Raw genomic sequence first — 13,081 nt, 5'->3', positions numbered from 1 at the left:
AAAATGACAACGAGTTCTATACGATCCTACGATCATATCTACCTCCACAACCGGCAAAGCCGAGTGAGGATCTGGTTTTTGGTTTGCATGGGCATATTTGTCCTCTTCCTTTTTCTTCCCTGGACACAAAATATCCGCGCCAAGGGCCAGGTAACCACCTTGTACCAGAACCAGCGTCCCCAGCAGGTGAATACCATCATCGGCGGACGGGTCATTAAATGGTATATCAAGGAAGGTGATTATGTAAAAGCCGGTGATACACTTGTACAACTCACGGAGGTAAAAGCTGATTATCTGGACCCCCAATTACTTGACCGTACCAAAGAGCAATTGACCGGAAAGGAAATGTCGGTGGAATATTATAAAGACAAAGTAGCTGCCACCCAGCAACAGATCGGTGCCATCAACAATGGCCTGACCCTGAAATTGGATCAACTGAGTAACAAACTTCTTCAATTGGAATTAAAGGTTCAGGCCGATAGTGCGGAAGCAGCGGCAGCCAACAATGAACTCCAGATCAGCACGGTTCAATTCAATCGACAGAAAAAAATGTATGATAGTGGTCTCGTTTCCCTTACCCAATTGGAAACCAGAAATCAACTTTATCAGAACGCGCTGGCAAAAAAGATCAGTGCCGAAAACAAACTGGCCAATACAAAACAGGAGATCACCATTACCCGTATTGAGATGAACGCACTGCAACAGGAAAATGCGGAGAAAGTGGCCAAGGCACAGGGCGAGCAATTTCAATCACTCACCCAAATTGCCGGTGGACAAGCGGAAATTGCCAAACTCCAAAACCTGTATGCCAGTTATTCCATCCGAAACGGAATGTATTACATTCTGGCTCCACAAAGTGGCCAGATTGTCAAAGCACAAAAAGCCGGTATTGGTGAGTATGTGAAAGATGGGGACATGATCGCGGAGATCGTACCCGATCAGATCTCCTTTGCGGTGGAGATGTTTGTTCAACCCCTCGATCTTCCTCTGCTTGCACCCGGACAAAAAGTGCGTTTTCTGTTTGATGGGTTTCCAGCCATTGTATTCAGTGGCTGGCCAAGCGCTTCCTCAGGAACATTTGGCGGAGAGATCGTAGCCGTGGAAAGTAATGTAAGCGCCAATGGCCGGTTCAGGGTGCTGGTGAAAGAAGACCCGGCTGATAAACCCTGGCCCAGGGAACTCAAGATCGGAGCTGGCGCACAAGGCATTGCCTTATTGAAAGATGTGCCTGTTTGGTATGAATTGTGGCGAAACATCAATGGGTTTCCGCCTGACTATTATAAAACGAAGTAGTAATAGCACTGAACGAGTGACTGATTACTAATTATTAATTATTGATTGTGCATTAACCTCAACCAGGATGAAAAAATTAATTTTCTTAATACTATTATTCCTTTCAGGAAATATAAACAGGCTTTGGGCACAGTCAGGTGGCCCAACGCTTGCCCCCGAAGAAGTGCTGCAGATCATTCGCACACTTCACCCGGTGGCCAAACAAGCGGATATCTTGGTGGAAAAGGCTAAGGCGGATATCACCATATCCCGGGGAGCCTTTGACCCCTATTTAAAAAATACATCCGCGCAAAAGACCTTCGACGGATCCGATTATTACTATTATAACCGCCCCTCGGTCAATATCCCCACCTGGTTTGGGATCGAAGTGGAGGCTGGATTGGAATACCTTTCAGGAACACGTACCGATCCAACAGAAACAAGTGGCGAAACCAGTTATATTGGTTTATCCGTACCACTGGCCAAGAATCTTTTGATGGATAAAAGGCGGGCAGCGTTAAAAACCGCTCAGATCTTTCAGGAGGCGTCTGAACAGGAAAGACGCATGCTGTTGAACGATCTTTTTCTGAACGCCATGGAGGCTTATTGGGAATGGGCCAAACAGTTTCAGCAATATAAAATACTGGAAGATGCTGTAGAAGTAAACCGGAAAAGATTGACCCTGGTGAGGAATGCTTATCTGCTGGGTGATCGCGCTGCCGTAGACACCACAGAGGCACTTGCCCAGCTTCAGAATTTTGAATACCTGCGGGACCAGGCCTTGCTTGAATTTCGAAATGCAGGTTTATTATTATCCACTTTTTTATGGACAGATAAGGGTACACCTTACGAACTACCAGCCACTGTTCGTCCTTCGGGTGAATGGCAGGCGATCAATACCAACCTTATCGCCGAACCCCGACTGGATTCTTTGCTGGAAATCACCAGGACCCAACATCCTGTTTTACGAGTGTACGATTACAAACTCAAAGCGTTGGATGTAGAGAAGAAATTGAAATTTCAGGGGTTATTGCCTACCGTGGATTTTAAATACAACCAACTGGGAAAGGGATATGATATTTTAAAAACGGCCACCGGCCCTTTGTTTGAAAACAGTTTCCAATATGGGCTTACCCTGGGTATCCCCTTGCGACTTTCAGAAGGACGTGGGGAATACCGCAAGGCCAAACTCAAGATCGATGAGACCCGTTGGCAACAGGATCAAAAAGAACTCGAGATCGGCAATAAACTCAGGTCATACTATAATGAATGGAAGACCCTGCAGCAACAGATCCGTATCCAGGAACAGGCCTATCGAAACTATCTGGCCCTGCAAAAAGCGGAAGAGTTGCGATTTGAATCCGGGGAAAGCTCCCTGTTTCTGGTCAATACCCGCGAAAACAAAACCCTCGAGGCCCTGCAGAAACTGCAGGAACTGAGGGCTAAGTTTTTCAAAACAGGTTATGCGATTACCTGGGCTACGGGAGGATTGTAATCTTAGTTCCCGGAGTACACGTGATCCGCATCTTCCATCTTATACGCCGGCTTGAAATTAGCCAGGGTAACGGTAATGTTTTTTTCTTTGGAACCAAACTCCAGGAAATCACGTAGTAATTCCAATACATCATAATCAATATAAACTGTATTGGCGGCATTGATTATTACATTGCTGTTTTTAGGCAGATGCGCCAGGGTTTGTTTGATCGCTGCTTTATTCAGGAAAGAAACTTCCTGTGCCAGGTCGATATGAATGGTTTCACCTTCATGGTGTTTCTCTTTTTTAAAGAAATAAGCCAGTTTCATATTCCCCCGAAGGATAAAGAATATACTTACCACCAAACCGATACCCACACCTTTCAACAGATCGGTAACCACTACGGCAATTACGGTAACCACAAATGGAATGAACTGATGTTTTCCTGTCTTCCACATGTGTTTGAATACTTTGGGGCTGGCCAGTTTGATACCGATCATGATCAGGATAGCAGCCAGACAGGCCATAGGTATCTTATTCAGTAAGCCCGGAATGAGGATCACAGTAAGCAGAAGGAGTATACCATGTATAACGGTTGACATTTTGGTACGCGCACCGGCATTGACATTGGCCGAGGTACGAACGATCACAGAGGTCATGGGTAAACCACCGATCAATCCGGCAAGTACATTGCCTATACCCTGCGCTTTCAATTCCGTATTGGCGCTTGAATACCGTTTCCATGGATCCATTTTATCCCCGGCCTCAAGACAGAGCAGGGTTTCGATACTGGCCACAATAGCGATCGTTACCCCTACGATCCAGGTATCGGGATTTGATATTCCTTTAAAAGAGGGAACATGGAATTGCCCGATAAATTCGTTGAAGTTGGAGGCAGTGGGCAGGGTAACCAGGTGATCCTGTGAAATAGCTAAGGACGAACCAGTGGATTTAAATACCTCATTCAGGATAATCCCCACGGTAACTGCTACCAGGGCACCGGGAATGAATTTAATTTTTTTAAGAAAGGCGATCTTGTTGAAAGCAATAAGGATACCAAGGGATACCACCGTAATGAGGATGGCACCGGCATGGGCGTAATTAAAGGAGTGAATGATCTCGGTGAAGAATCCTTTATCATCGCTCAGCAATTCATAGGAAAAGAAATCACCCTCATGGGCTTTATCATAACCAATGGCGTGTGGTATCTCCTTCTTGATGATGATGATACCGATCGCAGCCAGCATCCCCTCAATTACACTGGTAGGGAAATAGGCGGAAATACTTCCCGCTTTTAAAAATCCCAATAACAATTGAATACCACCGGCAATGATCACGGCCAGCAAAAAGGGCTCATAGCCCATATCAGTGATGGCTGCCAGTACAATAGCGATCAAACCCGCCGCCGGGCCAGATACACTTACATTGGAACCACTTAAGACACCCACCAGAATTCCCGCGATCACCCCGGTAATGATTCCGGCAAAAGGGGGCGCCCCACTGGCTACAGCAATGCCTAAGCACAGCGGAAGGGCCACCAGAAAAACGACCAGGCCCGAAAGGAGGTCAGTGCGAAAATGTTGTATATAATTCTTCATTTACTTTTTTATTAATTATTTATTACTGATTATTGATTATTGATCGGAAAGGCTCTCGCCTTCCATAATCAATAATTAATAATTAATAATCCTGGTTAAACAGCATGCGCTTTCATTGTGGCCAAATCACTGGTTTTTGAACCAGTCAGATTTTTAAAGAAATCTACTTTCCCATTGTCCACATTGTACACACCACCGATGATGCCAATTTCGCCTTTCTCAAACATGCCGCGAATGATCTGACTACCGGTCAGTATCTCTTCCAGGCTGTTCTCTACATTGGTGTAGGCCACTTTGTCCTTAAACAGATAACCATTCTTTTCACCCGACAGGAGGGCTTTGCTGATCGAAGGCTCGATCCTTTTCAGCAAACCGGTGATATGACCATCTTTTACTCCCGCCTGTGCACTGCGAATGGCCCCACATTCGGTATGTCCCAACACCATCAACACCTTGCTCCCTACATATTTGACGGCATATTCCAGGCTGGCGAGGATATCCTCATTCACAATATTTCCTGCCACACGAATGCTAAACAGGTCGCCCAGTCCCTGGTCAAAGATCAATTCCACCGAAGTGCGGGAATCCATGCAACTCAATACCACGGCAAAAGGATACTGTCCTTCCCGGGTTTCATTGATCATTTCCAAATGATCATGGTCATTGTTCAGGTTACTTACAAAACGCTGGTTACCCTCTACCAGGATCTCAAAACATTTCTCAGGTGTCAGGTTGGCCAGGTATTCTTTTGAATGCTTTCTCATACATTTTTTTTGGGGCACACGTCCAATAAGCCGTATGCCGATAAATAAATCGGTTCAGTAAACTCGCCCGGTGAAAACCTTAGCAGGTTTCAAGGCATTCTGTAAAAAAGATGATTTTAAGCTTGGTTCGGAGGAGGAACAAGCATTTCGCCGTGAAAGGCGATATAGGTACCATCATCATCACTTTTGTGATAAGTAGATAGTTCGGAACTAAAATGATGTGTGGTAAAGTGATCGTGCAAATACTCTTCAGAGAGATTGGTACTGCTGGGTGCCTTTTCTTCAGTGGCATTACCCATTGGGCAGGAGGACTCTTCCTCATTACCCGAAAGTGGGGACCCGTTGGCAGAATGGGTGATCTTGGCCCATTCCTGCTGGCTGGCATACACAAAAGGCATGCTCACCGTAAGCCAACTAAGGGCTACGATCATTCCGATGGCGGAAAGGATCTGTAGTCGTGTATGTAACTTCCGGTTTTTTTTCATTCCTTTTTGTAATGCGCTCAAATATAGGCTTATTTTCCCACGGGGGTCACCCCGTTCTTGCTGAATCAAGGGAGGCAAATTTAACATGCCGATACCTGAATTTGTTTAAAAAAATGTCATTTTTCTTCAAATTTTATCCAACAATCAAAATAGTTGGATTACAGCGCATTCCCCTATTTTTAGGGCATGAAATCCTACGAGGTTCTTCTTAACGATAATAAAGCCTGGGCCAAAAAAAAGAAAGAGGTCGATCCGGCCTTTTTCGAAAAGCTCATGCATGTGCAAACGCCGGAGTTCCTTTGGATCGGATGCAGTGACAGCCGTGTGCCTCCCGACATGATCACCCAGACCGATCCGGGGGAGATCTTCATCCATCGTAATGTGGCCAACCTGGTGGTCAATACCGATGTCAACCTGATGGCGGTACTTGATTTCGCCGTCAATCATTTAAAAGTAAAACACATTGTGGTCTGTGGACACTATGGTTGCGGGGGCATCAAAGCCGCTATGTCGAACAATGATTTCAACCTGGTGCTGAATATGTGGTTGCGGAATATCAAAGATATTTACCGGTATCACCGCGATGAACTCGAAGCCATCGAAGACAAGGAAAAAAGGGTCGACCGACTCGTTGAACTCAATATCCGCGAGCAGGTATTTAATCTCGCCAAGACCGCTATCATACAAAATGCCTGGAAAAATGATAATCAACCCGATCTCCATGGATGGGTATATGACCTTCAGGACGGGATCATCAAACCCATTGCCGAATTAAAAGCCGGAACTGATATTGATCCCCTATATGAGTTTCATTCGCACTAAGGTGGATCTGGCGATTTTTGATTTTCTCTTTATTTCAAAATTCTCAGGTTAAAGACGCCTGCAACAAGAAGGCTGCCGCTCCTGCCAAATAACCGATCAGCGCCAGCCAGCTGATATTTCGTAAATACCAGAAGAAGTCGATTTTTTCCATTCCCATGGCGGCCACACCAGCTGCGGAGCCGATGATGAGGCAACTTCCCCCTGTTCCTGCACAATAGGCCAGGAATTCCCAAAAGAAATGGTCCTTCGGAAATTGCTCCAACCCATACATGCCCTGGGCCGCAGCCACCAGAGGTACATTGTCTACGATGGCTGATAACAGCCCGATCATCAACGTGATAATTCGTATATCCCCCACCTTTTCATCCATCCAGGCGGCAGTTTGCTGCAGCACACCGGTAGATTGCAGGGTAGCCACCGCCAATAAAATTCCAAGGAAGAAAAGAATACTGGGTGAATCCACTTTGCGCAGGGCATAGTTAACAGAAAGCACATCTTTATCCGCCTCATCTTTTCCACTATGGATCATTTCGGTCACGATCCACATCAAACCAAGTCCGAATAATATGCCCATAAAAGGAGGCAAATGGGTGATCGTTTTGAACACAGGAACAAAAAGCAAAACAGCTACACCTAAAAAGAATACTCCGTTCCGTTGCAGCGCCGTTGAGCCGGCAGGTAACGGTTTCTTAGGGGGCAATTCCAGTTTCCCTTTCATACGCGCGCTAATGACCAGAGCGGGTACCACAAAACTGATCAGGCTGGGTATGATGGTTTTAATAATGATATTACCTGCACTGATCTGTCCACCGATCCACAACATGGTGGTGGTCACATCCCCGATGGGCGACCAGGCACCTCCCGCATTGGCGGCAATTACCGTAAGCCCGGCAAATAACAAGCGGTCACGATGCCCGGGTATAATTTTACGAAGCAAAGAAACCATCACGATGGTAGTGGTCAGGTTGTCCAGTACTGCCGAGAGAAAAAAGGCAAACAAGCCAACTACCCATACCAATTTTCGTTTATTGGTTGTGCTGATCCGTTCGGTGATCAGCTCAAACCCATCATGTGCATCGATCAGCTCCACGATCACCATAGCACCCAACAGGAAAAACAGGATACCTGACACATCTCCCAAGTGTTCGGTCAAACTTTCTGCCACCCTTTCCTTATCTTCAGTAGCCAGGGCAAAAACAGCCCAGCATACAACGGCAGTCACCAGCGCAGATGCGGCCTTGTTAATATGGATATTGTGTTCTAAAACGATCGCCGCATAGCCCAGGATAAACAAAACCGTGATCAGCATAGCCATGATAGAGTATTTTTACAATGATTTGCCAAAAATACAATTAACCTGCACCAATTGATAAACTCCCGGATTCTTTTGCCCCTGCTTGCCATAACATTGGCTCTTTATTCCTGCCAGCCATTGGCACAACACCAGGATGGTTTTCTATTGCCTTTTACCAAAGTTGATTCCATCAATCCGGTATTGGCTCCGGATGGCAACCAGGCATTCGTCTGTCCTGTCAGAGGAGAAAAGGTTTTCTGGGAAGCCAAAGATGTGTTCAACCCGGCTGCTGTGGTCAGGGGTGACACAGTCTTTTTATTATACCGGGCAGAAGATACCGTTGGAAAATTTGCCGGCACCTCCCGAATCGGATTGGCCTGGAGCCTTGATGGACTACATTTCAATAAGTATCCTGAACCGGTACTTTATCCCGATAATGATTCCCTGACCCGCTGGGAATGGGAAGGTGGTTGTGAAGACCCACGCATCGTGGAAACAGAACAAGGTATTTACTATCTCACCTATACTTCCTATGATGGTGACAAGGCGCGGTTATTGATCGCCAGTTCTACAGACCTGCGTCATTGGACAAAACACGGTCCGGTATTTTCAAAAGCATTGGGTGGAAAATACCTGAACCACTGGAGTAAATCAGGGTCGATCATTGCCCAATACGAAGGAAACCGGATACTGGCCCATAAGATCCTGGGAAAGTATTGGATGTATTGGGGAGATACGGATATTTTCCTGGCCTGGTCGGATGACCTGGTAAACTGGACACCGGTAGAGAAAAAAGAGGGTGGACTACTTTCTGTATTTGGGCCCCGTAAGGGAATGTTCGACAGTGACCTGGTGGAACCCGGACCCGCTGCCATGCTAACGGGCAAGGGTATTTTATTACTGTACAATAGCCGCAATGTTCCTTCCAAAGGGGATACAACATTACCGGAGGGTACCTATGCGGCCAGCCAGATCTTACTGGACCGCAACAGTCCGGCCGAAGTGATCGACCGCATGCCTACCTGGTTTATTCGGCCCGATAAGCCGTATGAAAAAACCGGACAGGTCAATGAAGTCTGTTTTGTGGAAGGGCTTGTTGTCTTCAAAGGAAAATGGTTTCTCTACTATGGCACCGCTGATTCTCGCATCGCCGTTGCCGTAAAATCATAAACAGATTTAAAAAATCGGGGTTACCTTGCAGTATGTCGATTCAAGTCCAAAACCTTCTCAAAACCTACGGCACACAAAAGGCGGTTGACGCCATTTCCTTCGAAGTCAATAAAGGAGAAATCGTCGGGTTTCTTGGCCCAAATGGTGCTGGGAAATCCACCACCATGAAGATCATCACCGGCTATCTGCAGGCCGATGGTGGAAAAGCCCGGGTTTGCGGAGTTGATGTGGCCGATAACCCCCTTGCCACAAAGAAAAAGATCGGCTACCTGCCCGAGCTGAACGCCCTCTACTATGAAATGTATGTGCGCGAATACCTGGGCTTTATTGCAGAGATACACCAGGTAAAAGAAGCCAGGAAAAGAATCGAGGAAGTGATCGACCTGGTAGGACTGCGGTTGGAATCGGCGAAAAAAATCGGACAATTATCAAAGGGGTATAAGCAACGTGTTGGGTTGGCCGCTGCCCTTGTGCATGACCCGGAGGTACTGATATTGGATGAACCAACGACCGGGCTTGACCCCAACCAGATCGTGGAGATCCGCGAAGTGATCCGCAAACAGGGACAGGATAAGACTGTTTTATTTTCTTCCCATATCCTGCAGGAAGTAGAAGCCATTTGTACCCGGGTCATCATCATCAACAAAGGAAAACTGGTAGCCAATGATAGTTTGGCCAATTTGCGCAAGCAATCGGATGGCCATGTCGTAAAAGTGGGATTTCAGGAAACGATCGACATGGAGTTATTGCAAAAACTCCCGGCTGCAGGTGAGGTAACCCGGCAAGGCACAAACGAGTGGCAGTTAGCGACCACCGACCCGGAGGGATTACGGAAACAAATCCTTGATCTCGCTTTGCAGCATAATCTCAACGTCGTTTCTTTGCAAAGCCAAAACCAGAGTTTGGAAGAAGTGTTTAGGGCGTTGACGAAGGGTTAAGGACGGGTTTTGGATGTTGGATGTTGGATGTTGGATGACAGATGTCGGTAGGTCAAATGAAAGTTGCTTTAGAATAAATTTCGTATCCAAAATCAAACATCCATCATCCATCATCCAACATCCAACAACCAAAACTAACAAGCACTCGAAATATTAAAACATCAACAATGAGCTACATTTCCGAAATTTTTGCCCGCCAGATTCTTGACTCCAGAGGTAATCCAACCGTAGAGGTGGATGTTATCACCGATGAAGGAGCTTTAGGACGCGCGGCTGTTCCAAGCGGAGCAAGTACTGGTATCCATGAAGCAGTTGAACTGCGCGATAATGATAAAAAGAAATATGTAGGGAAAGGGGTCATCAAGGCCGTAAAGAATGTAAACGATACGATCGCCCCCGCCTTGCTGGGTTATGATGTGGCCGATCAAACCGGTATCGACCAGATGATGATCGAACTGGATGGCACGCCCAATAAAGGAAAGCTGGGAGCCAATGCAATTTTGGCCGTGAGCATGGCTGTAGCCAAAGCCGCTGCGGAAGAAGCCGCACTTCCCCTTTTCCGGTATATCGGTGGCACCAATGCCAAGGTACTCCCCATCCCCATGATGAATATCCTGAATGGTGGTGCGCATGCCGACAATAAGATCGATTTTCAGGAATTCATGGTCATGCCCGTTGGCGCTCCTAATTTCAGCGAAGGACTTCGCTGGGGTGTGGAGATCTTCCATGCACTGAAGACCGTATTAAAGAAAAAAGGATACAGCACCAATGTGGGTGATGAAGGTGGTTTTGCCCCCAACATCCAAAGCAACGAAGAAGCGATCGAGACCGTTCTTACCGCCATTGAAGCCGCCGGATATAAAGCAGGCACACAGATCAAAATTGCAATGGATGCTGCCAACAGCGAACTCTGGGACAGCAAGAAGAAAAAATATGTTTTCCATAAAAGCAGTGGCAAAGAAATGACCAGTGAACAACTGGCCAAATACTGGGAAACCTGGGTGAAAAAATATCCGATCTGCAGTATTGAAGATGGTATGGCCGAAGATGATTGGGCTGGTTGGAAAATGCTCACCGAAGCCGTTGGTTCCAAATGTCAATTGGTAGGCGATGACCTTTTCGTTACCAACGTAACCCGTTTGCAACAAGGAATTGACAAAGGGATCGGAAACGCCCTGCTGGTAAAAGTAAACCAGATCGGTACCGTTACCGAAACCATCAATGCCGTTACGCTCGCACAACACAATGGCTACAACACTATCATGAGCCATCGCAGCGGCGAAACGGAAGACACCACCATTGCTGACCTGGCTGTAGCACTGAATTGTGGACAGATCAAAACCGGATCCGCTTCCCGTACCGATCGCATGGCCAAATACAACCAACTCATCCGCATCGAAGAGTTGCTGGGTCAAAGCGCCGTGTATCCGAAAGGGAAGGTGAAGTTTTTAAAATAGAGTGAAGGAGGGAGGATGTTGGATGACAGATGACAGAGGACGGATGACAGATGACGGATAACGGATGACGGATGACAGAAGTTAGTTAATTTTACGCTGTCAACGGTCATCTGTCATCTGTCATCTGTCATCTGTCATCCGTCCTCTGTCATCCGTCCTCTGTCATCTATCATCCGTCCTCCAACCAGCAACACCCAAACACCAACCATATGAAGCTCCTATCCCGCCTGCCATCCTGGCTCCGCAATAAATACTTTATCGCCACGGCGGTATTGGCTGCTACGCTGTTGTTTTTTGATAAAAACGACCTGTTCACCCAACGCAGCCGCACCCGGGAGCTTCAAATGCTCGAAAAATCAAAGGCTCACTACCAGTCCGAAATCGCCAAAGAGCAAAAAGAACTCGAACTGCTCAAAAATGATTCCACTACCGTTGAACGCTATGCCCGGGAAAAATACCTGATGAAGAAAGACAATGAGGATGTTTATGTGGTACCCGAGAAGGCTAAAAACGAATAGCCAATAGGTAATTGCTATTGGCTTTTTGTTTTTAAATAGTTAATAATCAATATTTTAAGATTTGGCTTCGTTTCTCCAACAATAATACTACCTTATCAGGCGTTAGTACACCGGACACTTTCTGAATTTCGACTTTCTTATTTTAGGACATCAAAGGTTTGCCCATGAGCAATTTTACCCCAGAAGATCTATTAATGTATTTGTACAAGGAAACGTCACCTGATCAATCAGCCGCTATTGACGAGGCATTAAAAAGCGATTGGACACTGCGCGAAAAGCTGAATGTATTAAGGGCTTCGATGCAAAGACTGGATACTATTTCGGCATCCCCCCGCACTGAGGTCGTTTTGAACATCCTGAATTACGCTCGTCTTGTTAGCGCTGAAGAGGTGAAGTAACAAATTCCTTCTATCCAATTTTTTCAAGCATCCGCCTGCGGCGGATGCTTTTTATTTTTACCCATCGCCCTGCCCTGATTAAATTGCAGCATGACCCGCAAAGAACGATTTCAATTCGTCATCGACTATTTCTCCACGCATGTGCCCGAGGCCGAAACAGAATTGATCTATGACAGCCCCTATCAATTGCTCGTCGCCGTCATCCTTTCTGCCCAATGCACCGATAAACGGGTCAACCTGACCACGCCCGCCTTATTTGAAGCCTATCCCGATCCACACACCCTTGCCGGCGCAAGCGTCGAAGAGCTGTTTCCCTATATCCGAAGCATTTCCTATCCAAACAATAAGACCAAACACCTGATCGGTATGGCCCAAAAATTAATGCAGGATTTTAATGGGCAGGTTCCGCTGACCGTGGATGAATTGGTTAAACTACCCGGTGTAGGAAGAAAAACCGCCAACGTTATTACCTCCGTAATCGACAAACAACCCAATATGGCGGTGGATACCCATGTATTTCGTGTCAGCAGACGAATCGGCCTCGTACCACAAACCGCTTCCACCCCCCTGGCCGTAGAAAAAGAACTGATCAAACATATTCCCAAAGAACTCATTCACAAAGCCCACCACTGGCTTATTCTGCATGGACGATACATATGCGTTGCCCGCACACCCAGGTGTGAGCAGTGTGGATTGCAGTCGGCTTGCCGGTATTTTCAGGGAAGGAAGTGACGAGGGGAGGGGGAGGTTGGAGGTTGGATGGTGGATGTTGGATGACGGAGGACAGATGACAGTTGACAGTTGACGGATGACAAAGGTCCGGAGTCGGGAGTCGGGGGTCCGTCCGTCTAATACAGTCATCGGTCATCTGTCATCTGTCATCCGTCATCT

At 46.7% G+C, this 13,081-nt stretch carries 13 protein-coding genes; 9 read left to right on the top strand and 4 right to left on the bottom strand.

Annotated elements, in window-relative coordinates; translation table 11 throughout:
• Positions 1-3: 3 nt before the first annotated feature.
• A complete protein-coding gene (locus J0M30_04350) occupies positions 4-1,293 on the top strand; it encodes an HlyD family efflux transporter periplasmic adaptor subunit (protein ID MBN8666711.1) in 1,290 nt (429 codons plus the stop codon).
• A gap of 67 nt (positions 1,294-1,360) precedes the next feature.
• Positions 1,361-2,767 (top strand): TolC family protein, encoded by a 1,407-nt coding sequence (locus tag J0M30_04345; GenBank protein MBN8666710.1) that lies wholly within the window; start codon positions 1,361-1,363, stop codon positions 2,765-2,767.
• A gap of 2 nt (positions 2,768-2,769) precedes the next feature.
• Here the strand turns inward: J0M30_04345 and J0M30_04340 are convergent, their stop codons facing one another.
• The 3 genes from J0M30_04340 to J0M30_04330 form a co-directional block, all read right to left on the bottom strand.
• On the bottom strand, positions 2,770-4,344 hold the full coding sequence (locus tag J0M30_04340) for a SulP family inorganic anion transporter (protein MBN8666709.1): 1,575 nt from the start codon (positions 4,342-4,344) through the stop codon (positions 2,770-2,772).
• Between the two features lie 95 nt (positions 4,345-4,439).
• The gene (locus J0M30_04335) at positions 4,440-5,108 is read right to left on the bottom strand and encodes a carbonic anhydrase (GenBank protein MBN8666708.1); all 669 of its coding nucleotides are present in this window, start codon (positions 5,106-5,108) and stop codon (positions 4,440-4,442) included.
• A gap of 116 nt (positions 5,109-5,224) precedes the next feature.
• Positions 5,225-5,614 carry a hypothetical protein gene (locus tag J0M30_04330; protein MBN8666707.1) on the bottom strand — a complete coding sequence of 130 codons (390 nt, stop codon included), beginning with the start codon at positions 5,612-5,614 and terminating at the stop codon, positions 5,225-5,227.
• A 165-nt stretch (positions 5,615-5,779) separates the two neighbouring features.
• Between J0M30_04330 and J0M30_04325 the strand changes: the two genes are divergently transcribed.
• The gene (locus J0M30_04325) at positions 5,780-6,415 is read left to right on the top strand and encodes a carbonic anhydrase (GenBank protein MBN8666706.1); all 636 of its coding nucleotides are present in this window, start codon (positions 5,780-5,782) and stop codon (positions 6,413-6,415) included.
• Between the two features lie 43 nt (positions 6,416-6,458).
• Here the strand turns inward: J0M30_04325 and nhaD are convergent, their stop codons facing one another.
• On the bottom strand, positions 6,459-7,730 hold the full coding sequence (gene nhaD / locus J0M30_04320) for a sodium:proton antiporter NhaD (GenBank protein MBN8666705.1): 1,272 nt from the start codon (positions 7,728-7,730) through the stop codon (positions 6,459-6,461).
• A gap of 72 nt (positions 7,731-7,802) precedes the next feature.
• Here nhaD and J0M30_04315 point away from each other — a divergent pair, with 72 nt between their 5' ends.
• The 6 genes from J0M30_04315 (at position 7,803) to nth (ending at position 12,922) form a co-directional block, all read left to right on the top strand.
• On the top strand, positions 7,803-8,879 hold the full coding sequence (locus tag J0M30_04315) for a hypothetical protein (GenBank protein ID MBN8666704.1): 1,077 nt from the start codon (positions 7,803-7,805) through the stop codon (positions 8,877-8,879).
• A gap of 32 nt (positions 8,880-8,911) precedes the next feature.
• Positions 8,912-9,817 carry a gliding motility-associated ABC transporter ATP-binding subunit GldA gene (gene gldA / locus J0M30_04310; protein ID MBN8666703.1) on the top strand — a complete coding sequence of 302 codons (906 nt, stop codon included), beginning with the start codon at positions 8,912-8,914 and terminating at the stop codon, positions 9,815-9,817.
• A 167-nt stretch (positions 9,818-9,984) separates the two neighbouring features.
• Entirely contained in the window at positions 9,985-11,274 is a 1,290-nt protein-coding gene (eno, locus tag J0M30_04305; GenBank protein ID MBN8666702.1) for a phosphopyruvate hydratase, read from the top strand.
• Between the two features lie 209 nt (positions 11,275-11,483).
• Positions 11,484-11,792, top strand: a complete 309-nt coding sequence (locus tag J0M30_04300; protein ID MBN8666701.1) for a septum formation initiator family protein — start codon at positions 11,484-11,486, stop codon at positions 11,790-11,792.
• A gap of 164 nt (positions 11,793-11,956) precedes the next feature.
• Positions 11,957-12,190 carry a hypothetical protein gene (locus J0M30_04295; GenBank protein ID MBN8666700.1) on the top strand — a complete coding sequence of 78 codons (234 nt, stop codon included), beginning with the start codon at positions 11,957-11,959 and terminating at the stop codon, positions 12,188-12,190.
• A gap of 90 nt (positions 12,191-12,280) precedes the next feature.
• Positions 12,281-12,922 carry an endonuclease III gene (nth, locus tag J0M30_04290; protein ID MBN8666699.1) on the top strand — a complete coding sequence of 214 codons (642 nt, stop codon included), beginning with the start codon at positions 12,281-12,283 and terminating at the stop codon, positions 12,920-12,922.
• Positions 12,923-13,081 lie beyond the last annotated feature (159 nt).

The organism is Chitinophagales bacterium (genome assembly GCA_017303415.1).
Taxonomy (GTDB): Bacteria; Bacteroidota; Bacteroidia; order Chitinophagales; family Chitinophagaceae; genus SpSt-398.
The sequence above is the reverse complement of the archived record's forward strand: the minus strand, read 5'-3'. Positions and strand labels throughout refer to the sequence as shown.